This window comes from uncultured Alistipes sp. (genome assembly GCF_949296715.1).
Lineage (GTDB): Bacteria > Bacteroidota > Bacteroidia > Bacteroidales > Rikenellaceae > Alistipes.
The window spans coordinates 40,365-63,722 of record NZ_CASFQD010000053.1 but is presented as its reverse complement, the minus strand read 5'-3'; the positions used below and the strand labels follow the sequence as shown (position 1 = coordinate 63,722).

General features: G+C 63.5%; 18 protein-coding genes. 9 read left to right on the top strand and 9 right to left on the bottom strand.

Features of this window, described 5'->3' with window-relative positions:
• Window positions 1–191 precede the first annotated feature (191 nt).
• The 3 genes from Q1Y33_RS08030 to Q1Y33_RS09680 all read right to left on the bottom strand — a co-directional run bounded on the left by Q1Y33_RS08030 (window position 192) and on the right by Q1Y33_RS09680 (window position 2,653).
• The gene (locus Q1Y33_RS08030) at window positions 192–908 is read right to left on the bottom strand and encodes an SGNH/GDSL hydrolase family protein (RefSeq protein ID WP_300799221.1); all 717 of its coding nucleotides are present in this window, start codon (window positions 906–908) and stop codon (window positions 192–194) included.
• 11 nt (window positions 909–919) lie between these two features.
• Window positions 920–2,251, bottom strand: a complete 1,332-nt coding sequence (locus Q1Y33_RS08025) for an MFS transporter (RefSeq protein ID WP_300799220.1) — start codon at window positions 2,249–2,251, stop codon at window positions 920–922.
• A gap of 63 nt (window positions 2,252–2,314) precedes the next feature.
• On the bottom strand, window positions 2,315–2,653 hold the full coding sequence (locus Q1Y33_RS09680; RefSeq protein WP_363322806.1) for a DUF4434 domain-containing protein: 339 nt from the start codon (window positions 2,651–2,653) through the stop codon (window positions 2,315–2,317).
• Between the two features lie 336 nt (window positions 2,654–2,989).
• On the opposite strand from Q1Y33_RS09680, the gene Q1Y33_RS08015 reads away from it, so the two are divergent.
• The gene (locus tag Q1Y33_RS08015; protein ID WP_300799219.1) at window positions 2,990–4,195 is read left to right on the top strand and encodes an ROK family transcriptional regulator; all 1,206 of its coding nucleotides are present in this window, start codon (window positions 2,990–2,992) and stop codon (window positions 4,193–4,195) included.
• Between the two features lie 106 nt (window positions 4,196–4,301).
• Here Q1Y33_RS08015 and Q1Y33_RS08010 read toward each other — a convergent pair whose 3' ends face one another.
• Window positions 4,302–4,595: an alpha-N-acetylglucosaminidase C-terminal domain-containing protein gene (locus Q1Y33_RS08010; RefSeq protein WP_300799218.1), complete on the bottom strand. Its 294-nt coding sequence runs from the start codon at window positions 4,593–4,595 to the stop codon at window positions 4,302–4,304.
• Window positions 4,596–5,131: 536 nt separating this feature from the next.
• On the opposite strand from Q1Y33_RS08010, the gene Q1Y33_RS08005 reads away from it, so the two are divergent.
• From Q1Y33_RS08005 to Q1Y33_RS07975, 7 genes are read left to right on the top strand one after another with little or no spacing between them, the layout of a single operon-like run.
• Entirely contained in the window at window positions 5,132–5,746 is a 615-nt protein-coding gene (locus tag Q1Y33_RS08005; protein ID WP_300799217.1) for a hypothetical protein, read from the top strand.
• Between the two features lie 5 nt (window positions 5,747–5,751).
• A complete protein-coding gene (locus Q1Y33_RS08000) occupies window positions 5,752–6,585 on the top strand; it encodes a DUF2764 family protein (RefSeq protein ID WP_300799216.1) in 834 nt (277 codons plus the stop codon).
• Between the two features lie 17 nt (window positions 6,586–6,602).
• A complete protein-coding gene (locus Q1Y33_RS07995) occupies window positions 6,603–8,357 on the top strand; it encodes a V-type ATP synthase subunit A (RefSeq protein WP_300799215.1) in 1,755 nt (584 codons plus the stop codon).
• A gap of 3 nt (window positions 8,358–8,360) precedes the next feature.
• The gene (locus Q1Y33_RS07990; protein ID WP_295906324.1) at window positions 8,361–9,683 is read left to right on the top strand and encodes a V-type ATP synthase subunit B; all 1,323 of its coding nucleotides are present in this window, start codon (window positions 8,361–8,363) and stop codon (window positions 9,681–9,683) included.
• Between the two features lie 3 nt (window positions 9,684–9,686).
• The gene (locus tag Q1Y33_RS07985; protein WP_300799214.1) at window positions 9,687–10,295 is read left to right on the top strand and encodes a V-type ATP synthase subunit D; all 609 of its coding nucleotides are present in this window, start codon (window positions 9,687–9,689) and stop codon (window positions 10,293–10,295) included.
• An 8-nt stretch (window positions 10,296–10,303) separates the two neighbouring features.
• A complete protein-coding gene (locus Q1Y33_RS07980; RefSeq protein WP_300799213.1) occupies window positions 10,304–12,130 on the top strand; it encodes a V-type ATPase 116kDa subunit family protein in 1,827 nt (608 codons plus the stop codon).
• A gap of 52 nt (window positions 12,131–12,182) precedes the next feature.
• Window positions 12,183–12,626: an ATPase gene (locus Q1Y33_RS07975; protein ID WP_300799224.1), complete on the top strand. Its 444-nt coding sequence runs from the start codon at window positions 12,183–12,185 to the stop codon at window positions 12,624–12,626.
• A gap of 459 nt (window positions 12,627–13,085) precedes the next feature.
• Here Q1Y33_RS07975 and rnr read toward each other — a convergent pair whose 3' ends face one another.
• From rnr to Q1Y33_RS07950, 5 genes are read right to left on the bottom strand one after another with little or no spacing between them, the layout of a single operon-like run.
• Window positions 13,086–15,338 (bottom strand): ribonuclease R, encoded by a 2,253-nt coding sequence (rnr, locus tag Q1Y33_RS07970; RefSeq protein ID WP_300799212.1) that lies wholly within the window; start codon window positions 15,336–15,338, stop codon window positions 13,086–13,088.
• Window positions 15,335–16,441, bottom strand: coding sequence for a M20 family metallopeptidase (locus tag Q1Y33_RS07965; RefSeq protein WP_300799211.1), 1,107 nt, complete (start codon window positions 16,439–16,441; stop codon window positions 15,335–15,337). Before Q1Y33_RS07965 ends, rnr begins: the two co-directional genes overlap by 4 nt.
• A 2-nt stretch (window positions 16,442–16,443) precedes the next feature.
• The gene (locus Q1Y33_RS07960) at window positions 16,444–17,409 is read right to left on the bottom strand and encodes a methylenetetrahydrofolate reductase (protein ID WP_300799210.1); all 966 of its coding nucleotides are present in this window, start codon (window positions 17,407–17,409) and stop codon (window positions 16,444–16,446) included.
• On the bottom strand, window positions 17,406–21,026 hold the full coding sequence (metH, locus tag Q1Y33_RS07955) for a methionine synthase (protein WP_300799209.1): 3,621 nt from the start codon (window positions 21,024–21,026) through the stop codon (window positions 17,406–17,408). Before metH ends, Q1Y33_RS07960 begins: the two co-directional genes overlap by 4 nt.
• Window positions 21,027–21,836, bottom strand: coding sequence for a glutaminyl-peptide cyclotransferase (locus Q1Y33_RS07950; RefSeq protein WP_300799208.1), 810 nt, complete (start codon window positions 21,834–21,836; stop codon window positions 21,027–21,029).
• A gap of 164 nt (window positions 21,837–22,000) precedes the next feature.
• On the opposite strand from Q1Y33_RS07950, the gene Q1Y33_RS07945 reads away from it, so the two are divergent.
• A complete protein-coding gene (locus Q1Y33_RS07945; protein WP_300799207.1) occupies window positions 22,001–23,329 on the top strand; it encodes a trigger factor in 1,329 nt (442 codons plus the stop codon).
• Window positions 23,330–23,358: the final 29 nt, after the last annotated feature.

The following is a 23,358-nucleotide window of genomic DNA, read 5'->3' as shown; positions in this document are numbered from 1 at the left end:
ATCGTTTTTTTCGTTTTTTTGACATAAAAACAGAGATTAGTAGAAACCGGTTTCTACTAATCTCTGTTTTATCCTCCTAACTGCCAAATATTAGGTCGGTTACATTTTATATCTCCAACCAATTTTGGCATCATTACCTTTCATTTCGTTTGGTATAATCGGCGTACACGCCTGCCGGGTCGTTTCTCCTGTTATTCTGTCCGGGCTGCGGCGCGGTCAATCTCCGCCTCGAGCCGGTCGACCACGGGCGGCAGTATCCGTTCCATGACCTCGTAGCCCGCCTCGTTCGGGTGCACGCCGTCGTAGGTGTAGGCGGCGATCATCGAGCCGTCCTTGGCTGCCATCGGGGTGTGGTAATCGACATAGGGGATGCCCTCCTGCTCGGCGTAGGCGCGGATTGCGGCGTTGAGTCGGATGATCTTCTGTGCCGGTTCGATCCCCGGGCGCCACGGGTAGTCGCCCGTGGGGTGGATCGAGCAGAGGATCGGCCGGATGCCGTTGGCGCGCGCCAGGTCGACCATCGACTGGATGTTGTCCAGAATGTGCTCCGGCGAGATGTAGCCCGTGTTTTGGGCCAGGTCGTTCGTGCCGCCGCAGATCACCACGATCTTCGGGTGCAGTTCGATGACGTCGGCGCGGAAGCGCACGAGCATCTGCGAGGTGGTCTGGCCGCTGATGGCGCGGCTCACGTAGCCGTTGCGGGCGAAGAAGTCGGGGTGTTTGCCGATCCACCCTTCGGTGATCGAGTTGCCCATCAGCACGGCCCGCGGTGCGGTCGTCTGTGTGGCGTTCTCCTGCCCGAAGCGGGCGAAGTTGGCCCAGTCGGCCGGGGCCTGTGCGGCGGCTGTCGCCGCGATGCAGAGCGCAGCGGCCAGCGTGCAGAGTTTTCCTTTCAGTGAGGTGTTCATGGTTGGGGTGTTTATTCGTTCAGGAGTTCCTTGTCGACGGCCTTCTCGTCTGCGGCGGGTTCCTCCGTGTCGGGATAGGAGAAGGGAATGCGCGAGGCGATCAGGAAGATCGGCAGCGTGGCCAGCAGCGACCAGAGGAAGAAGTAGTGGTAGCCGCCGACGCGCTCGCACAGCCAGCCGCTCGCCATGCCCGGAAGCATCACGCTGAGGTTGGCCAGCGACGATCCGAAGGCGTAATGGGCCATCTTGTGGCGTCCGGGCGCCACCTGCTGCATGATGAAGAGCGTCAGACCGACGAATCCGAATCCGTAGCTGAAGTATTCGAAGACGATGCCGCCGCAGATCAGCACGCTCGATGCGGGTTGGAACCACGCCAGCAGGGCGTAGACGACGAACGGGATGTTGAAGATGAAGATCAGCGGCAGCAGCGCGCGGCGCAGCTTGATCCAGGCGATGAAGTAGCCGCCGAGGATCGAGCCCACGACGAAGGCGATGACGCCGAACGTGCCGTAGTAGAGGCCGATCTGCTGCTCGGTGAGCCCCAGGCCCTGGTCGGCGACCGGGGCGTTGAGGAACAGCGGCACGATCTTGATGACGAGGCCCTCGGCGAAGCGGTAGAAGACGATGAAGGCGATGTAGATCCAGATGTGCTTCTTGACGAAGAAGCTGCGGAAGACCTCGGCCGTCTCGCGCATGGCCTCGCCGACGCTTCCGGCGTGGGTCGTGGCGGCGCCGCCCGAGGGGAGCATGCGGATGTGGTAGAGCCCCAGCAGGAAGAGCAGCGCGCCGCACAGCGCCATGACGATCATCCAGGCCTCGACGACGCCCACGCGCTCCTTCAGCACGCCGGCCACGTAGACCAGGCCGCCCATGGCGAAGACCTTGGCGATGTTGTAGAAGGCGCCCTGCCAGCCGATGAACTGGGCCTGCTGCGTCTTGGTCAGCTCGGTGATGTAGACGCCGTCGGTGGCGATGTCGTGCGTCGAGCCGCTGAAGGCGACGACGGCCATCAGCGCGATGGCGTAGGGGAAGAAGTTGGGCAGCGAGAGCGACAGCGCCACCATGGCCAGCGCCAGTCCGGAGACGAGCTGCGTCGTGACGACCCAGAATTTCTTGGTGCGGAACATCTCCATCAGGGGGCTCCAGATGGGTTTGAGCGACCACGGGAGGATGATGAGCGAGGTCCACAGGGCGATGCGCGCGTCGTCGATGCCCAGGCCGCGGAACATCAGCGTCGAGACCATGTTGACGATGATGAACGGCAGTCCCATGGCGAAGTAGACGGTCGGGACCCATGTCAGCGGCGAGCGGCGCACGGCCGGTTCGGTTTTCGTGTTGTTCATTTCGGGTTCTGTAAGCAGGTTGCGTGAATTTGGATCACGCAAAGATACGCAAAATCCCCGAGATTATTCCACTGTCTTGTCGGGTAATTCCCATCCGGTGATCGTCGCGATGTAGGGAATCACCGACATGGCCAGCTTGCGGTGCCCGTGGTGGTTGGGGTGGTAGTTTGCGCCCATGTCGCTGTCCCAGTTGGTGACGCCCGGCAGGATGGCCGTGCTGAAGTCGTTGGACCCGGGCTTGATGACGACGATGTCGGGCCGGTAGCCGCACCGGATGAGGATGACGTGCTCGATGCCGGCCCGGCGCATGTATCCGAAGTCGGCGTCCCACTCCTTTTTACCCCAGTTCCGGTGTGGAATGTCGTGGCTGATCTCGTCCAGAAAGGTTCCCTTGATCTGCATGGTGTAATATTATTTGATTTAACTCCTGTTTGTATAAAATAGAATACTTTTGATAAGCAAATGTAGTAATAAAAATTATTATGACAAAGATTCATAATAATAAAATTTATTTAGATGACGTTTTGAAGCAAAAATGTTGTCCTTTTGGCGAAAAACAGGCTCATTTTATGGGGTAGGAGGGGCGATTGCCATCATAAAGGATCGTCCGGAAAAGGTGTTTCAAAAAAAGAATTTTCATTATTGGGTCGATATTGTCTTATTTTATTTGTTTTTTTGCGAGGATCACGATTTATTTTTAACTTTACGTATCATATATGCTTTGATAAAAATTCGATCATGACCAATTCGTTTCTCAAACTGGCCACGGAGGGCAACAAGAATGCGATTCTCAAGCAGCAGATCATCTGTCAGTATATCCTGTGCGGCGATTCGAGCATCACGGATCTGAGCAAGGCCGTGAATCTGAGTGTGCCGACGGTGACCAAACTGATCGGCGAACTGATCGACGAAGGTTTCGTACACAATTTCGGCGAGCAGGGCACGGCGGGCGGCCGGCGCCCCAATATCTACGGGTTGAACCCCTATGCCGGCTACTTCATCGGCGTGGATATCCGCAAGGATTCGGCCGTGATGGCGGCGATCAACTTCAAGGGGCAGCTCATCGACGAGACGACCGTGACATTCTGCATGGACAACGATCCCCGCTCGCTGGACGCCCTGTGCGAGGCGATCCTCAATTTCGTCGGCTCGCACAAGATCGCCCGCGAAAAGGTGCTGGCCATCGGGGTGAACATCTCGGGGCGGGTGAACTCGCAGACGGGGTACAGCTACAGCTACTTTTTCGTCGAGGAGCAGCCGCTCACGATGCTGCTCGAGGAGCGGCTCGGCACGACGGTCTACATCGAGAACGACACGCGCGCGGCGACCTACGGCGAGTACATGTACGGCGACGCCCACAACGAGCAGACGATGCTCTACATCAATGCCAGCTGGGGCCTGGGTCTGGGCATGATCATCGACGGCAAGATCTTCTACGGCAAGTCGGGCTTCTCGGGCGAGTTCGGCCACTTCCCGCTGCTCGACAACGAGATCATCTGCCGCTGCGGCAAGCGCGGCTGCCTCGAGACGGGCGCATCGGGCTCGGCCATGCACCGCATCTTCCTCGAGAAGCTCCGCCAGGGCCGCGTGTCGATGCTCTCGGCGAAGTTCAAGAAGGGGGAGGAGATCACGCTCAACGACATCCTCGACGCCCTGCTCAAGGAGGACGTACTGGCCATCGAGGTGCTCGATGCGGTGGGGCACACGCTGGGCAAGGCCATCGCGGGGCTCATCAACATGTTCAACCCCGAGATGATCGTCATCGGCGGCACGCTCTCCGTGGCGAAGGAGTACCTGATGCTTCCGGTGCGCAACGCCGTGAACAAATATTCGCTCATGCTCGTCAACAAGGATACGCAGATCAAGCTCTCGGCCCTCGGCGAGCGGGCTGGCGTGATGGGCGCCTGCCTGCTGGCGCGCAGCAAGTCGCTCGGGCTGCTTTGACCCGGCGGTCCAGGCTCTGCGTGCGGCCGCCCGACAGGCAATCCCCCCCCCGGTGCTCCAGACGGAGCGCCGGGGGGGTTGCCTTATATATTTAAGGTGTGCCGCGTCAGGGCAGCGCCTCGATGAGCGGCCGGTACTTGACGGCCAGCTCACGCGCCGTTGCCAGGGCGTCGCCCGTCTCGGGCAGCGCCAGCGGATGGGAGGCGTCGGCCCAGCGGCACTCGAAGTCGCGGATTTCGCGGTCGAAGGCCTTTTGGTCGAAGGGGCGTCCGGCACGGGCCGCTTCGGTGACGCGTTCGATGAAGAGCTCCCAGCGCGGGGCGTAGTAGGTCGAGACCATGCCGGCCCACGTGCAGCCGCGTCGTCGGTGCGGCAGCCCGCAGTGCCGAGCAGCAGGCACGCGGCGAGAAGTTTCAACATCTTCATGTCGGGATAGAGGTTGGTTAAAATGTTTAATGTTTCGGTTTCGCAAATTTAATAAAATTATTTTGAATGATATATATAATAAAATAGTTTACTTGCGCATCTTCCCGCTCCGCAGCCCCCGATGGCCCGCAAATGGGCGGATGACGGCTCTGCAGGGGCGAAACCGGGGCCTTTTTGTCCTCTTTGGCGGGAAGCGTAGTCCGAAATGTAACAATAGTAAAAAAATTTACTGTGTTGGTGCATCGTGCGGCCAATTTTTTATATATTTGCGCGTGTGCATGTGAGAAGATCACATCGACGACATCCCGGAGAGCATCTCTCCGGGGTTAGACACGGTTTTTTGGGGGAAACGGACGGCTTCGGGCCGTCCGTTTCATGTCCGCAGGCTTCATTTGCGCGCGAAATTCGCCAAAAGGGAATAATTTGTCAGTCTCTTTCCCGATTCTTGGAGAATCTTTTATATATTTGTGTGCCCAAAAGCGAAACAATAATTAAAACCATCATAACGCTATGGAAAACAAACTTCAACAGTTGACCCAGAAGCTCTACGACGAGGGGCTGGAGAAAGGCCGCGCCGAGGCCGACCGTCTGGTGGCGGAGGCCCGCACCGAGGCGGAGAAGATTCTTGCCGGAGCCCGCGCCGAGGCCGACGAGATCGTCCGCAAGGCACAGGTGAAGGCCGAGGATGTCGAGAAGAACACCATGACCGAAATCGCGCTGGCCGGCAAGCAGGCCGTGGCCCGAATCAAGACGGAGATCGCCTCGCTGGTCGTTGCCAAGGCAACGGCGCAGGGCGTCAAGGATGCCGTCGTGGACCCCGCCTTCATCAAGGAGATGCTCGTGGCCGTGGCCCGCAACTGGAACGGTGCCGATTCGGGCAAGGTCGAGCTCAAGGTCCTGCTGCCCGAGACCGAGCGCAAGAAGCTCGATGCTGCCTTCGCGAAGTGCGCCGGCGAACTGCTCGCCGCAGGCATCGAGGTGGGTTACTCGAAGGATGTGAAGAGCGGATTCCGCGTGGGTGCCAAGGACGGCGGTTACTACATCTCGTTCGCCGATGCCGACATCGAGGCGCTGCTGGGCGAATACCTGCGCGAGAAGGTTTCCGAAATGCTCTTTAAGGCGTAACGGACATGTTCGGTAGCAACTATTACAGCCTGGTGGCCGGGCTTCGGGAGTATACGCTCGAGGCCGATGCCAAAGGGTTCGACGCCCGGGCCATCGTCTCCGAGATTCTCGAGGGCGTGAGCCGGGCCGACGCCCGTCAGGTGCGGCTGCTCTACACCTATTACGACTGCGAGAACCTCGCAGCGCTGCGTGCCGGACGCACGGCCCGCGAAGGGCTGGGCAACCTCACGCCCGACGAACTGGCCGAGGAGCTCCGCTCGCCGCACCGCCTGCCCGCCGCCGTGCGGGAGGTCCTGCGCGCCTATGCTGATCCCGAAGGCGAGGAGGCCGCGGAGATCGGCACGGCGCAACGCTTCGAGAAGGCGCTCTTCGGCGCCTACTACGCCGCCTGCGAGCGGGAAGGATGCCGTTTCCTGCGCGAGTGGTCGGCCTTCGACCGCACGCTGCGCAACGTCGCGGCCGCCGTCACGGCGCGTGCCGCCGGCCGGCCGGTCGAGGAGGTGACCGTCGGCGGGGGCGATGTCGTCGAGCAGCTGCAGCGCAGTTCGGCCGCCGATTTCGGCCTGCGGGGCGAACTGCCCTGTGTCGATGCGGTGATCGCCGCGGTGAACGACGAGGCGAACCTCGTCGAGAAGGAGCACAAGATCGACCTGATCCGCTGGAACGAGGCCCAGGAGCTGGCGACGTTCGACTATTTCGACATCGCCGCGATCCTCTCCTACCTGGTGCGGATCAATATCGTGGCCCGCTGGACGCGGCTCGACGCCGCCCGCGGCCGGGAGATGTTCGACCGGCTCGTCGCCGGGCTCGACGGCCGCAAGTTCATTGAACAGGAATAAAACAACAAACACATACGATGAAAACAACAGGACGTGTAAACGGTATCATCTCGAACATCGTCATCGTCAAGGCCGACGGAGCCGTGGGCCAGAACGAGATCTGCTACGTGTATGCGGGGGATACCAGAATGATGGCCGAGGTCATCAAGGTCATGGGCGACAACGCCTATGTCCAGGTTTTTGACAGCACCCGCGGTCTGAAGATCGGCGACCGCGTCGAGTTCGAGGGTCACATGCTCGAGGTGACGCTGGCGCCGGGTCTGCTGTCGCGCAACTACGACGGTCTGCAGAACGACCTCGAGAAGATGGACGGACTCTTCATCGCGCGCGGTTCGGTGACCGAGCCGATCGACTTTGCGGCCGAGTGGGAGTTCAAGCCGCTGGCCAAGGCGGGTGACCGCGTGTCGGCCGCATCGTGGCTGGGCGAGGTGCAGGAGAAGTGGATCACCCACAAGATCATGGTCCCCTTCACGATGACGGGTTCGTATACGGTCAAGAGCGTGGCTGCGGCCGGCAAGTACAAGGTGACCGACACGATGGCCGTGGTGACCGATGCCGAGGGCGTCGACCACGAGATCACGATGGTGCAGAAGTGGCCCGTCAAGCAGGCTATCCGCTGCTATACGGAGAAGCCGCGCCCCTCGCGCGTCATGGAGACGGGCGTGCGCGCCATCGACACCTTCAACCCGATGGCCGAGGGCGGTACGGGCTTCATCCCGGGGCCGTTCGGCGCCGGCAAGACGGTGCTCCAGCATGCCATCTCGAAGCAGGCCGACGCCGACGTCATCATCATGGTGGCCTGCGGCGAGCGCGCCAACGAGGTGGTCGAGATTTTCAAGGAGTTCCCCGAACTCATAGACCCCAACACGGGCCACACGCTCATGGAGCGCACGATCATCATCTGCAACACGTCGAACATGCCCGTTGCGGCGCGTGAGGCGTCGGTCTATACGGGTATGACCATCGGCGAGTACTACCGTTCGATGGGTCTGAAGGTGCTCGTCATGGCCGACTCGACGTCGCGCTGGGCGCAGGCGCTGCGCGAGATGTCGAACCGTCTGGAGGAGCTGCCCGGTCAGGACGCCTTCCCGATGGACCTCTCGGCCATCATCTCGAACTTCTACTCGCGCGCCGGTCTGGTGAAGCTCTACAACGGAGAGACAGGTTCGGTGACCTTCCTCGGCACGGTGTCGCCCGCGGGCGGTAACCTCAAGGAGCCCGTCACGGAGTCGACGAAGAAGGCCGCACGCTGCTTCTACGCCCTTTCGCAGGGACGTGCCGACTCGAAGCGCTACCCGGCCATCGACCCGCTGGAATCTTACTCGAAGTACCTGGAGTATCCCGAGATCCGCGCCTTCCTCGACGAGCACATCGAAAAGGACTGGGTCGATGCGGTCTATGCCGGCAAGACGATTGTGCAGCGCGGCAAGGAGGCCAACGACCAGATCAACATCCTCGGTGACGACGGCGTGCCCGTCGAGTACCACGAGCGGTTCTGGAAGTCGGAGCTCATCGACTTTGTGATCCTGCAGCAGGACGCCTTCGACGACATCGACGCCAACTGCCCGATCGAGCGTCAGAAGATGATGTACAAGATGGTGCTCGACGTCTGCCGCAAGGATTTCGGATTCTCCGATTTCGAGGAGTGCTCGCAGTTCTTCAAGGGCCTGATCAACCTCTTCCGACAGATGAACTATTCGGAGTGGCAGTCGGAGAAGTTCCACGGCTACCTGAAGCAGATCGAACAATATGTGGGTGAAAAAACGAAATAAGCCATGACAACACGAGCATTTCAGAAGATATATACCAAGATCGACAACATCACCAAGGCGACCGTGACGCTGCGTGCACAGGGCGTCGGCAACGACGAACTGGCCACCGTGGGCGGCAAGCTGGCGCAGGTGGTGAAAATCATGGGCGAGAACGTCACGCTGCAGGTCTTCGCCGGCACGGAGGGCCTTTCGACGGCCTCGGAGGTGATCTTCCACGGCGAGCCGCCGAAGCTGCGCGTCTCGGACAACCTCGCAGGCCGCTTCTTCAACGCCTACGGCGAGCCGCTCGAGGGCGGTGAGATCGTCGAGGGCGAGGAGCGCGAGATCGGCGGCCCGACGGTCAACCCCTTCAAGCGTATCCAGCCGTCGGAGCTCATCGCCACGGGTATCGCCGGCATCGACCTGAACAACACGATTGTGACGGGCCAGAAGATTCCCTTCTTCGCCGACCCGGACCAGCCCTACAACGCCGTGATGGCCAATGTGGCGCTGCGCGCCAAGGCCGACAAGATCATCCTCGGCGGCATGGGTCTGACCAACGACGACTTCCTCTACTTCAAGTCGGTCTTCGAGAACGCCGGAGCGCTCGACCGCATCGTCTCGTTCGTCAACACGACGGAGAACCCGCCCGTGGAGCGTCTGCTCGTTCCCGACATGGCGCTGACGGCCGCCGAGTACTTCGCCGTCGACAAGGGCGAGAAGGTGCTGGTGCTGCTGACGGACATGACGCTCTATGCCGATGCCCTGGCCATCGTCTCGAACCGTATGGACCAGATTCCCTCGAAGGACTCGATGCCCGGTTCGCTCTATTCGGACCTGGCGAAGATCTACGAGAAGGCCGTGCAGCTGCCCAACGGCGGATCGATCACGATCATCGCCGTGACGACGCTCTCGGGCGGCGACATCACGCACGCCGTGCCCGACAACACGGGTTACATCACCGAGGGCCAGCTCTACCTGCGCAACGACTCCGACACGGGCCGCGTGATCGTCGACCCGTTCCGTTCGCTGTCGCGACTCAAGCAGCTGGTCATCGGCAAGAAAACGCGTGAGGACCACCCGCAGGTGATGAACGCCTGCGTGCGTCTGTACGCCGACGCGGCCAATGCCAAGACGAAACTCGAAAACGGTTTCGACCTCTCGGACTACGACGAGCGCACGATCCGTTTCGCACACGACTATTCGGAGAAGCTGCTTTCGATCGACGTGAACATCGACATCACGCAGATGCTCGACACGGCGTGGACGCTCTTCTCCAAGTACTTCTCCAAGGAGGAGGTCGCCATCAAGGAGGAGCTTATCAAGAAGTACTGGAAGGAGGCCTAACCGATGGCAATCAAGTTCCAATACAACAAGACCTCGCTGGGCGAGTTGGGCAAGCAGCTGAAAATGCGGCAAAAGGCACTCCCTACGATCAAGAGCAAGGAGTCGGCCCTGCGTTCCGAGGTGAAGAAGGCGAAGGACTCGGCCCAGGACTACCGCCGTCGTCTCGATGCCCTGAAGGCCGAGTACGACTACATGGTGTCGCTGTGGGGCGAGTTCGACAGCGGGCTCCTGCGCATCGCGGGCGTCGATCTTGCGACGCAGAAGATCGCCGGAGTGCGCACGCCCGTGCTGCAGGAGGTCAATTTCGAGGAGAAACCCTACGACCTCTTCTCCTCGCCCGTCTGGTACGCCGACGGGGTGGACATCCTCAAGCGGCTGGCGCGGCTGGGCCTCGAGTACGAGGTCTACAACCGCAAGATGGAGCTGTTGGACCGCGCGCGCCGCAAGACCACTCAGAAGGTGAACTTGTACGAAAAGGTGCAGATACCCGGGTACGAGGACGCCATACGCAAGATCAAGCGCTTCATGGAGGATGAGGAGAACCTCTCGAAGTCCTCGCAGAAGATCGTGAAAAACAAGCAGCAGAACGCCGGGGAGGGCGCGATGGCATGATAGCGAGAATGTCCAAATACGACTTTGTGCTCTATGCGGCACAGAGCGGCGATTTTATCGACCGGCTGCGTGAGCTGGGCCTCGTGGACATCACGACCACGGGCTGGGAACCCTCGGACGAGGACCGTCAGCTGTTGCTCGACATCGAGGGCACGGCGAAGGCCGCGGAGTTCCTCAAGACGTTCCGCGCCGACGCTGCACGTTGCGACGGGCAGGCCGAGCCGTTCGCTTCGGGTGCCGAGGCCTACGAACACTATGCGGCGGCGCAGCGTGAGGCTGCGGCGCTCGGTGCCGAGATCGGACGCCTCGAGAAGGCTGCCGACGAGTTGCGCCCGTGGGGTGCGTTCGACGCGGAGCGGCTGCAGGCGCTTGCGGGCGAGGGTATCGTCGTGCGCTACTTCTTCACGCAGGCGAACATCTTTGACAAGAACGCCGCCGAATGGGGCGCGCAGTATACGCTCGAGGTCATCAACCGGGCCGACTCGACCGTGTGGTTCGTCGTCGTGACGGCGCCCGGCGAGGAGGTGTCGTTCGACGCGCAGGAGATGAAGGCTCCGACGATGGATATCCGCGAGGCGGAGCGCCGCATCAAGGAGGCCAAGTCGAAACTTGCGGCGCTCGACGCCGAGTTCTCGCGCGTTGCAGCTTCGGAGGAGCTCCTCGCCGCTTACGGAGCGTCGCTGCGCGAACGCCTGCAGGGCGTGCGTGTCGAGGGGTCGGCCGAACGGGCTGCCGACGGTGTGCTGCTCGTGCTCGAAGGCTGGGCCGAGACGGAGACCTCGGCACGCGTGGATGCGCTGCTCGAGGAGTATCCCAACGTGATCTACCTCAAGAGCGATCCGACGCCCGAGGACGATACGCCCGTCAAGCTGAAGAACAACCGCTTCGCGCGGATCTTCGAGATGATCGGCGACCTCTATGCACGCCCGAAGTACGGCACGCTGGACCTGACGCCATTCTTCGCGCCGTTCTACATGCTCTTCTTCGGCATCTGCCTGAACGATGCGGGCTACGGCCTCGTACTGCTCGCCGCGGGTCTGGTGATGCTGCACAAGTTCCGCGAGCCGGGCATGATGCGCCGCGCGGCATGGTTCGCCACGCTCTGCGCCATCTCGACGGTCGTCTTCGGCGGCATCTGCGGCTCGTTCTTCGGATTGAGCCTCGCGGAGTACTTCCCCTCGATTCCGTTCTTTGACTTCCAGGGCAAGTTCTTCACCGTCTCGCTCGTGATCGGTCTCGTGCAGATTCTCTTCGGCATGGCGCTCAACATCTGGACCACGACGCGCTGCTTCGGCATCACGCAGGCCTTCGGCCAGATCGGCTGGTTCGTCATTCTGATGACCTGCGTGCTGGGCGTGGCGCTTCCGATGGCCTCGATCACCATCCCGGGCTTCACGGCCGGGTCGGTGGCCTTCTACGTGGCGCTGGGCATCGGCTTCGTGCTGTTGCTGCTGCTCAACAACGTCAAGCGCAATCCGCTCGTCAACATCGGTGCCGGACTGTGGGACCTCTACAACAACATCACGGGTCTGTTGAGCGACGTGCTGTCGTACATCCGTCTGTTCGCCATCGGACTCTCGGGCGGTGTGCTGGCACTGGTCTTCAACACGCTGGCCGAGGGCTTTGTACCCGAGGGTGCAAACATCGTCGTGCGGCTGCTGGTGATGATCCCGATCCTGCTCATCGGCCACGGCATCAACCTCTTCATGTCGACCATCTCGTCGTTCGTCCACCCGATGCGACTCACCTTCGTGGAGTTCTTCAAGAACGCCGGCTTCGAGATGGCCACGCGGTCGTTCGACCCCATCCGCAAAATGAATCAGACAAACGAATAAATAACAATCAAAAACCTTTTCAAACACTATGGAAACAACAACTGCATTGGTAATGGCTTACGTCGGCGTAGCGTTGATGGTGGGCCTCGCGGGCATCGCCTCGTCCGTCGGAACCGCAATCGCCGGCATGGCTTCGGTAGGTGCCATGAAGAAGAACAGCGGCGCATTCGGTAGCTACATGATCCTCTCGGCCCTTCCGGGTTCGCAGGGTCTCTACGGCTTCGTCTGCTTCTTCCTCGTACAGAGCGGTCTGACGAACCCCACGATGACGCAGGGTGCGGCCATCCTGGGTGCCGGTCTGCTGGTCGGCATCGTCAACCTGGCCTCGTCGATCTTCCAGGCCAAGATTTGCGCCAACGGTATCGCTGCCATCGGCAACGGCCACGACGTGATGGGTAAGACGCTGATTCTGGCCGCTTTCCCGGAGCTTTACGCCATTCTGTCGGTCGCTGCCACGTTCCTTATCGCTACGCTCGACGGTGTAAACCTCTTCTAAAGAGTCTCACCCGACGCAAAAAAGGGAATCCTCCGCTGCGGGGGTTCCCTTTTTTCGTGCTGTCCGGTGCCATGTGTCTGTTCGGGTCCGTGTGTTGTCCAGTGTCGTGTGGGGTGCGGTGGGGGAGTGCCGCGGCGCGGTTCGGAACGGCCTCTTTCCGATCGGGGCGGATACAAAAAGGTCCTGCTGCCATTCGGCTGCAGGACCTTTTTGCGGTTTGCCGGTAGCGGTTTGCATTGGCCGCGTTTTGCGGACGGCAGTTTGCGGGGTAGCGGTCTGCCTGTAGCGGTTTGCCGGGGTGGCAGTTTGCGGCGGCGGCAGCTTGCCGGGCAGCGGTTTGCGGGGTGGTAGCTTGCGGAACCGTAGTTTGCAGCGGCGGTGTTCCCCGATCCGATGCACCGCCCCCCCCCTGATCCGATGCTCCGTTCGATCGGGCCTCTCCCCGCACGGCCGGGATTATCAGTGTCCGCGGCGGCGTGACGACTGCCGCACTTCGGGGCTCTTGCGGCCCGTACCGCCCTTCCCGGCGGCCGGGACCGTGCGGCGTGCGGCCCCCTCGGGCAGCAGCAGCTCGAAGTCGAGCTGGCGCTTCTGCAGGTCGGCACGCTTGACACGCACGCGCACGGCGTCGCCGAGCGTCATGCGGCGGCCCGTCGAGCGGCCCACGATCTCGTACTGCTCCTCGTCGAACTGGAAGAAGTCGCCCTCGATGTCGCGCAGGAACGACATGCCCTCGATGTGGGTCTCGTCCAGCTCGACGTAGACGCCCCACTCGGTCAGTCCCGAGATATGGCCCTCGAACTCCTGCCCGATGCGCTCCTTCATGAACTCGACCATCTTGTACTTGATCGAGGCGCGCTCGGCCTCTGCGGCGACGATCTCGCGCTCGGAGGCCTGCTCGCAGAGCGCCTCGAGCGTCTCCTTGTCGGCCGACTTGCCGCCCTCGAGGTAGCGGGCCAGCAGGCGGTGGACCATCATGTCGGGGTAGCGGCGGATGGGCGACGTGAAGTGCGTGTAGCTGTCGAAGGCCAGTCCGTAGTGGCCGATGTTGTCGGTCGTATAGTAGGCCTTGGCCATCGAGCGCACGGCCATCGTCGTCACGGCGTTCTCCTCGGTCGAGCCCTTGATCTGCTTGAAGAGCTTGTTCATCTCGCGGGCCACGGCGCGCCCCTTCGAGGCCTTGAAGACGTGGCCGAAGCGGAGGATGAACTGCCGGAAGCGGTCGAGTTTCTCCTCGCTCGGCGTGTCGTGTACGCGGTAGACCATCGTGCGGGGCACCTTGCGTCCCTTCTCCGAGGTGCGGTGTCCGCAGAACTCCGCGACGCGCCGGTTGGCCAGCAGCATGAACTCCTCGATCATCTGGTTCGACTCCTTCTGCTCCTTGAAGTAGACGCCCAGCGGCTTGCCGCTCTCGTCGAGGCGGAACTTCACCTCCTCGCGTTCGAACGAGATGGCGCCGTTCCTGAAACGCTGGCGGCGCAGCGCCTGCGCCAGGCGGTTGAGCGTCAGAATCTCCTCGGCATAGTCGCCGCGGCCGGTCTCGATCACCTCCTGCGCCTCGGCGTAGGTGAAGCGGCGGTCGGAGTGGATGACCGTGCGGCCGAACCACTCGTCGAGCAGGTTGAGGTTCTCGTTGAGCGTGAAGACCGCCGAGAAGCAGAGGCTCGTCTCGTTCGGGCGCAGCGAGCAGAGCTCGTTCGAGAGGCGTTCGGGCAGCATCGGGACGGTGCGGTCCACCAGGTAGACCGACGTGCCGCGCTCGACGGCCTCGTCGTCGATCGTCGAGTGGGGACGCACGTAGTGCGTGACGTCGGCGATGTGCACGCCCACCTCCCAGACGCCGTCGCTTATCTTGCGCACCGAGAGGGCGTCGTCGAAGTCCTTGGCGTCGGCCGGGTCCACGGTGAAGGTCGTGACGTTGCGGAAGTCGCGGCGCGAGTCGATCTCCTTCTGCGTGATGCGGGCGTCGATGGCCTCGGCGGCCGCCTCGACCTCCGGCTCGAAGCGGTAGGGCAGTTCGTATTCGGCCAAGATGGCGTGCATCTCCGTGTCGTTGTTGCCCGCCATGCCGAGCCGCTCGACCAGTTCGCCCACGGGGCTCTTGCTGCCCGGCTGCCAGTCGACGATGCGCACGACGACCTTCTCGCCGTCGCGCACGTCGGGACAGTCGCGCTTCGGGAGGTAGATGTCCATCGGCATGCGGCGCGAGTCGGCCTTGACGAATATCTGGTGGGCGCCGACCTCGGCGATGCCGACGTAAGGCTTGCGGTTGCGCTCCACGACGCGCGTGATCTCGCCCTCGAACTGCCCGTTGCGGCCGCGGTGTATGGCCACGACCTCCACGCGGTCGCCGTCCAGGGCGTTGGACGTGTTGCGCTGGTTGACGAAGATGTCGTTGTCGAGCCCCTCGACCCGCACGTAGACCGAACCCCCGGCCGTCATGTCGGCGATGCCTTCGTAGTGGGGCAGGTGCTTGTGCGTGAGGCGGTACTTCTCGCGGGCGCACTCCTCGACGATTCCCTCCTCGAAGAGGCGGCCGAGGATTTCGAGCGTTTCGCGCCGCCCCTCCTTCGAGGCGCCGCCCGATGCCGATGCCAGCTGCTTGAGCGAGAATTTGTTGTTCGGGAACTCGCGGAAGAGGTGGAGGATGATCCCTGCGCGGTCGTTTTTCTTCGCACCGCGGGCGGTGCGCTTGTCTTGTTGTCTTTTCATTGTTCCAGTATTTGTCGTGCGAGACGCTCCATAAAGTCGATGCCTGTGCCGATGGCCCCCTCGTCGGGCGAGAAGCTCCCCGTGTGGGGGCGGCCCGCCGCGGCCCCTACGCCCAGCCGGTAGAAGAGCGACGGATATTGCTTGCAGTAGAACCCGAAATCCTCGGCCGTCGTGCGCAGGGGGAGCATCTCCACGCCGAGTCCCAGCGTCTTGGCCAGCGCCACGGCGCGCTTGACGAGAATCTCGTCGTTCACCACGCACGGGTAGCCGTGGTTGATGTCCACGTCGGTGCGGGTGCCGTGGCGCGCGTCGATGTCGGCGGCGATGTTGGCGATGCGGCGGTGGATGATCTCGCGCTCGCGCTCGTCGAAGGTGCGCAGCGTCCCTTCGAGGTAGGCCTCGTCGGGTATGACGTTCGTGGCGCCTGCGGCCTCCATGCGGCCGATCGAGAGGACGCACTCCTCGCCGTTGAGGGCCAGCAGGCGCGTCGTGCACTCGGCCGCTGCGGCGACGGGGTCCTTGAGCTGGCGGCGCAGGGCGCCGTGGCCCCCTTTGCCGTGCACGTGCAGGCGCAGTTCGTCGCTGGCAGCCATGTACTTGCCGGTGCGGAAGCCGAGGGTGCCGACTTCGAGCTGCGGCTCGACGTGTTCGCCGATGACGGCGCGGATGCCGCAGTCGGCAAAGGGCTTCTCGGCGAGCACGAGCGACGCGCCGCCGGGGTTGCACTCCTCGCCCGGCTGGAAAAGTCCGAAAATCGTGCCGCGGAAGTCGGGCGCTGCGGCCAGACGCTGCAGCACGCCGTAGAGCACGGCGGCGTGGATGTCGTGGCCGCAGGCGTGCATGACGCCCGCGTTGCACGAGCTCCACGCAAGGCCGGTCTGCTCGTCGACGGGCAGGGCGTCGATGTCGGCGCGCAGCACCACGGTCCGGCGGTCCGCCGCGGCGCGGCCCTCGATGCGGGCCAGGACGCCGGTTGAGGCGACGGGTCGGTTTTCGATGCCCAGCTCCGAGAGCCGGGCGGAGATGAACGCCGCGGTCTCATGCTCCCGGAACGAGAGTTCGGGGTGGGCATGCAGGTGGCGGCGGAATTCGATGGCGTTCATTGTCAGAAGACGGTTCTTGCGATTTCGATGATGTTTTCGGCCTTGCCCATGGGGTAGTAGTGGAGCACGGGCACGCCTGCGGCGATCAGCTCGCGGCTCTGCGCGATGGCCCACTCGGTGCCGATGCGGCGCACGGCGGCCTTGTCGCCGGCATGCGCCAGGACCTCGCGCTCGAGCTCCTCGGGGATGCGGCAGCCGAAGGTCTCGGGCAGCAGCTTGAGGTGGCGCACCGTCGCCAGGGGCTTGATGCCGGGGATGATCGGCACGCGGATGCCCGCGGCGCGGCACCGCGCGACGAAGTCGAAGAAGCGCGCGTTGTCGTAGAAGAGCTGCGTGACGATGTACTCGGCCCCGGCGTCGACCTTCTCCTTCAGGTGGAGGATGTCGGCCTCGGGCGATGCGGCCTCCTCGTGCGTCTCGGGATAGCCCGCCACGCCGATCGAGAATTTCGAGTGGTGGCACACCTCGACCTCGCCGTCGACAAACTCGCCGCGGTTCATCGCGGCGATCTGCCGCACGAGGTCCGCGGCGTGGGCGTGGCCCTGCGGGTGGGGCATGAAGAAGCGCTCGTTCTGCGACTTGTCGCCGCGCAGCGCCAGCACGTTGTGCAGCCCGAGGAAGTCCATGTCGATCAGTGCGTCCTCGATGTCGTATTTCGACAGGCCGCCGCAGATCAGGTGCGGCACGACCTCCACGTCGTAGCGCTTGCGGATGGCCGCCGAGATGCCCACCGTGCCGGGACGCCGCCGCACGACATGCCACTCGACGCTGCCGTCGGGCCGCTGCGTCTGCTTGATCCCTTCGCGGTGGAAGGTGACGTTGATGTAGGCCGGGTCGAACTCCATGAGCGGGTCAATGGCCCCGAAGACCCCGCTTGTGCCGTCCCCCTTCAGGGGCGGCAGCAGCTCGAAGGCGAAGCGCGTGCGGTGCTGCGCGAGGGCTTCGTGTATGATGCTTGTTACGTTCATGCGTTGTTGGGTATGATCCTGCGCACCTCGTCGGGCTCCATGCCGCGGCGCCGGGCGTAGTCGAGCAGCTGCTTGGTGTCGATCCGCCCCACGGAGAAGTACTCCGCGTCGGCGAACAGCAGGCCGCAGAGCGCCTCGCCCGGGTCGATCATGTAGTTCTCGGTCATGCGCATGCCGGTGGTGATCTCCGCGGCCAGCAGGTCGAAGACCTCGCGCTTGAGCGAGTGGTCCGGCGAGGCGGGGTAGCCGAAGGCCATCCGCCGTCCGCGGTAGTTGCCGCGGATCACCTCCTCGGGCGAGAGTTCGCCGTCGCGTTCGTAGCCCCACATCTGGCGCCGCACGAAGGCGTGCACGGCTTCGGCGAAGGCCTCGGTGAGCCGGTCCGCGAGCAGCTTGGCGAGGATGGCGCTGTAGTCGTCGCCCTCGCTGCGGAAGCGTTCGGTGAGTGCCTTGAGGCCGATGCCGGCCGTCAGGGCGAAGCAGCCGATGTAGTCGCCCTCGGGGGCGATGAAGTCCGCCAGCGAGCGGTTCTCCTCGCCGCGCGTCTGGTTGCGGAGCATTGCCAGCCGCACGTCGCGCCCCCTGGTGTCGGTGACGACGATGTCGTCGCCCTCGCTGCGGGCGGGGAAGATGCCGACGACGCCCTGCAGCGTCAGCAGCCGCTCGTCGCGGATGCGCTTGAGCAGCGCCTGTGCGTCGGCGAGCACCTTGCGGGCCTCCTCGCCCTTCGTGGGGTCGTCGAGCAGCTCGGGGTAGTGGCCCTTGAGCCCCCAGGCCGGGAAGAAGAAGGTCCAGTCGATGAAGCGCTCGGCGTCGGCGATGTCGAAGTCCGGGAAGACCATGCGCCCCGTGTGCAGCGGCACGACGGGGATGTGCGCCGGGGCGTGGGCCGCGCGGCGCTGCCGGCGCACCTCGACGATCGGGATGAGCTCGCGTGCCTGCTGCCGCGCGCGGTACTCGCGGCGCAGCTGCTCCTGCTCCTCGCGCACCTCGGCGGCGAATCGTTCATGGTCGGGCCCCAGCAGGCGGGCCAGCAGCTGGCTGTTTTGGCTGGCGTTGGCCGAGTGGACGACCGTGCCGCCGTAGACCGGGGCGATCTTCAGGGCGGTGTGCAGCGCCGAGGTCGTTGCGCCGCCGACGATGACCGGGATGCGCAGGCCGCGGCGCTCGAGCTCCTCGCAGACGTGCGCCATCTCGTCGAGCGATGGCGTGATGAGACCGCTCAGGCAGATGCACTGCGCGCCCCAGGCGGCGGCTTCGTCGACGATGCGCTGCGCCTCGACCATGACGCCCAGGTCGCGGATCTCGTATCCGTTGCAGGCCATCACCACCGAGACGATGTTCTTGCCGATGTCGTGGACGTCGCCCTTGACCGTGGCGATGAGCACCCGCCCGGCGTTGTGCGACGCCGTGGCGGCGCCCTGCTCGATGTAGGGGGTGAGGGCCGCCACGGCACGCTTCATCACGCGCGCCGTCTTGACGACCTGCGGCAGGAACATCTTGCCCTCGCTGAAGAGCTTGCCCACGCGCTCCATGGCGGGCATGAGCAGCGTGTCGATTACCGCCATCGGGCTGCCCAGCGTGCGGTAGCCCTCCAGCGCATCCTCCTCGATGTGCTCCGCCACGCCCTTGAGCATGGCGTGGTCGATGCGCTCGGCGAGCGTCCCCGCGCGCCAGGCGTCCGCGGCCTGCGGCGCGGTGTCGGCCGTCTGCCGCACCCGCTGGGCGTATTCGGCCAGCCGCTCGGCCGCATCGGCGCGGCGGCAGAGGATCACGTCCTCGACGCGTTCGAGCAACGCGGGTTCGATCTGGTCGTAGACCTTGAGCATCTGCGGATTGACGATGCCCATGTCCATGCCGGCGCGGATTGCGTGGTAGAGGAAGGCCGAGTGCATCGCCTCGCGCACGGTGTTGTTGCCGCGGAAGGCGAACGAGAGGTTCGAGACGCCGCCCGAGACCTTGGCGTGGGGCAGGTGCTCCCTGATCCAGCGCGTCGCGTCGATGAAGGCCTTGGCGTAGCCGTCGTGCTCGGCGATACCCGTGGCGACGGCCAGGATGTTGGGGTCGAAAATGATGTCCTCGGCCGGGAAGCCGGCGCCGGTCAGCAGGCGGTAGGCCCGTTCGGCCACCTCGATCTTGCGTTCAAAGGTGTCGGCCTGCCCCCGCTCGTCGAAGAGCATCACCACCGCGGCGGCGCCGTAGCGGCGGATTTCGCGCGCCCGGCGCAGGAACTCCTCCTCGCCCTCCTTGAGTGAGATGGAGTTGACGACGGCCTTGCCCTGCGTCACCTCCAGCCCCGCGACGAGCGTCTCCCAGCGCGACGAGTCGATCATCGTCGGCACGCGGGCGATCTCCGGCTCGGAGGCCGTCAGGTTGAGGAACGTGCGCATGGCCGCGGGGCCGTCGATCAGCCCGTCGTCCATGCAGACGTCGATGACCTGCGCCCCGGCGTCGACCTGTGCCCGGGCGACGGTGAGCGCCTCCTCGTAGTTGCCCTCGCGGATGAGCCGCGCGAAGCGGGCCGAGCCGGCGACGTTCGTGCGCTCGCCGACGTTGATGAAGTTCGCCTCGGGGACGATGCGCAGCGGTTCGAGGCCGCTCAATACGGTTTCGTGGCGGGGCTCCGGCAGCGGGCGCGGAGTGTAGCGGCCGACGATCTTCGACAGCTCGAAGATGTGGGCCGGGGTGGTGCCGCAGCAGCCGCCGACGATGTTCACCAGCCCGCGGCGCATGTATTCGCCCACATCCTCGGCGAACATCGCGGGCGTCTCGTCGTAGCCGCCCAGGACGTTCGGCAGTCCGGCGTTGGGGTGGGCCGAGATGCGTGTCGGGGCCACGGCCGCGAGCCGCTCGAGGTAGGGCAGCAGCTGCCGCGCCCCGTAGGCGCAGTTGAGCCCCACGGAGAGCAGCCGTGCATGGGATACCGAGATGCAGAAGGCCTCGACGGTCTGTCCCGAGAGGTTGCGGCCGCTGGCGTCGGCCAGCGTGCCGGAGACCATGACGGGGATTTCGCGGCCGAGCTTCTCGGCCAGGAGGTCGATGGCGTAGAGCGCCGCCTTGGCGTTGAGCGTGTCGAAGACCGTCTCGACGAGCAGGATGTCGACCCCGCCGTCGAGGAGCCCCCGTGCCTGTGCCGTGTAGGCGTCGACCAGCTCGCGGAAGGTGATTTCGCGCGACGCGGGGTTCGCCACGTCGGCCGACATCGAGGCCGTGCGGTTCGTCGGGCCCATCGACCCGGCGACGAAGCGCGGCTTCTGCGGGTTGCGCGCCGTTGCGGCATCGGCCGCCGCACGGGCCACCGCAGCCGCGGCGCGTGCCATCTCCTCGGCGTATGCCTCAAGCCCGTAGTCGCGCAGCGAGACGGCATTGGCGTTGAACGAGTCGGTCTCGATGATGTCGGCGCCGGCCTGCAGGTACTTGTCGTGGATTTCGCGCACGACCTCCGGGCGCGTGAGCGCCAGCAGGTCGTTGCAGCCCTTGAGCGGCACGCTCCAGTCGCGGAACCGCTCGCCGCGGTACTCCGCCTCGCCCAGGCCGTAGCCCTGCACCATCGTGCCGAAGCCGCCGTCGAGCAGCAGGATGCGCCGCTCCAGATTGTCGTATAACGTGTTTTGCATTTATTTCGGGAGAATTTCTATCTCGAAGAGTTTGGGCCAGTTCTTGCCCGTGACGAAGATGCGCCCGCCGGCCGCATCCCAGGCGATGCCGTTCAGCACGTCCGTCTGCCGCGTGCGGTCCTCCTCCGGCAGCAGCTCCGTGAGGTCGACGACCCCCTCAATCGCGCCCGTCGCCGGGTCGATGATGACAATCTGGTCCGTCGTGTAGACGTTGGCCCAGATGCGGCCGTCGATCCACTCCAGCTCGTTGAGGAAGTGCACGGGTTCGCCCTCGAGGGTCACCGTGATGCGGCGCTCGCGGCGGAACGTTTCGGGGTCGAGCACGTGGATCGACTCCGTGCCGTCGGAGAGGTAGAGCCGCTCGCCGTCGGTCGTGAGCCCCCACCCCTCGCCCGGGTAGCGGAAGTCGCGCAGATGGCGGCCCGTCGCGGCGTCGTAGACGTGCGCCGTGTTGGACTGCCACGTCAGGTAGTAGAGCCGCCCGTCGAGCAGCGTGATGCCCTCGCCGAACTCCGAGCGGGGCAGGCTCGCGAAGAGCTCCGTGCGGCCCGTCCCGAGGTCGGTCTTCGTGACGCGCGAGGCGCCGTGTTGGCCCGTCCCCTCCCAGAGCGTGCCGTCGACGTATTGCAGCCCCTGCGTGTAGGCGTCCGTCGCATGGGGGTGGACCGCCTTCACGCGGTAGGTGTATTCGCGGGGCGCCGCCGGCACCGTCACGCGGGTTGCGGCGGTGCTTTTGCGGCTGCGCGCCGCGTTTCCCCCGCAGGCGCCCAGCAGCAGCGCCGCACAGAGGAGGATCGTCGTGGTTTTCATCGTTATCGTGTGCGAATAATCATGCAAAGTTACGAAAAGCAATCCACAAATCATAATTTGACCATAATATATGAGAATATCTTGCGCCGGACGGAATAATTTTGTACATTTGCCTCCCGATTCCGACGGAGAAAAACGAGAATAACAAATACAACACATTCATTATGAAGATCGTAAGAGAACAACGCGAAGAGAACACTTCGCTCGTGAAGGTGACGGTCGGCGAGGAGGACTACGGCCAGAGTGTCGAGAAGTCGCTGCGCGAGTACCGCCGCAAGGCCAATATCCCCGGCTTCCGTCCCGGCATGGTGCCGATGGGCATCATCAAGAAGATGTACGGCAAGGGTGTCCTGGCCGAGCAGTCGTACCGCACCGCCTCGAACGCCGTGTTCGAGTACCTCCAGAAGGAGAACATCGACTACCTGGGCGACGTGATTCCCTCGGAGGAGCAGGGCGCCTTCGATTTCGAGAACGGCAGGGAGTTCGAGTTCATCTTCGAGATCGGCGAGGCTCCCGAGATCAAGCTCGACCTCTCGGAGAAGGACAAGCTGACCTACAACGCCATCGCCGTCGACAAGAAGATGCACGACGACTACCGTTCGAACTTCCTGCGCCGCTTCGGCCGTCTGGTCGATGCTGAGGAGGTGACCTCGGACGAGGCCCTTTCGGTGACGCTCGACAACGGCGAGATGAACGTTGCCGACGCCTACGTGGGGCTGATCTCGATGTCGGAGGAGGAGCGCAAGCCCTTCCTCGGCAAGAAGGTCGGCTACAAGACCGAGGTGAACATCAACGAGCTCTACAAGAACCCGTCGCAGCGCGCCGCCGTGCTCCAGGTCAAGGAGAACGAGCTGGAGGGCATCAAGCCGGAGTTCACGCTCGAGATCACGCGCATCCGCCGCTTCGCCGAGCCGGAGCTCAACGAGGAGTTCTTCAAGATGGCCTTCCCGGGCGGCAACGTCAAGACCGCCGAGGAGTTCGAGGCCTACATCGACGCGCAGATCGCATCGGAGCTGCGCCGCGAGAGCGACTACCTCTTCACGCTGCAGCTGCGCGACTACCTGATCGAAAAGGCCGGGCTGAAGATGCCCGAGGCTTTCCTCAAGCGCTGGCTCTACACGATCAACGAGGGCAAGTTCACGATGGAGGAGATCGAGAAGGACTTTGCACAGTTCCTGAAGATGTTCACCTGGAACTACATCCAGAAGCACTTCATCAAGCAGGACAACCTCTCGGTCAGCAAGGAGGAGGCCGAGGCCGAGGCCAAGGCGCTGGCTGCCGCGCAGTTCGCACAGTACGGCATGCCGTCGGCTCCCGACGACATGCTCGCGGGCTACGCCGGGAAGATCCTCGCCGACAAGGAGCAGGGTCAGAAGATTTACGAGAAGCTCTACGAAACGAAGGTCGTCGAGGACGTGAAATCGAAGATCAAGGTAACGGAGAAGGCCGTTTCGGCCGACGAGTTCGCCAAATTGGCCCAGGAGCTCCGATAATTGCCGAAAAACAGCTATCTTTGGACTTT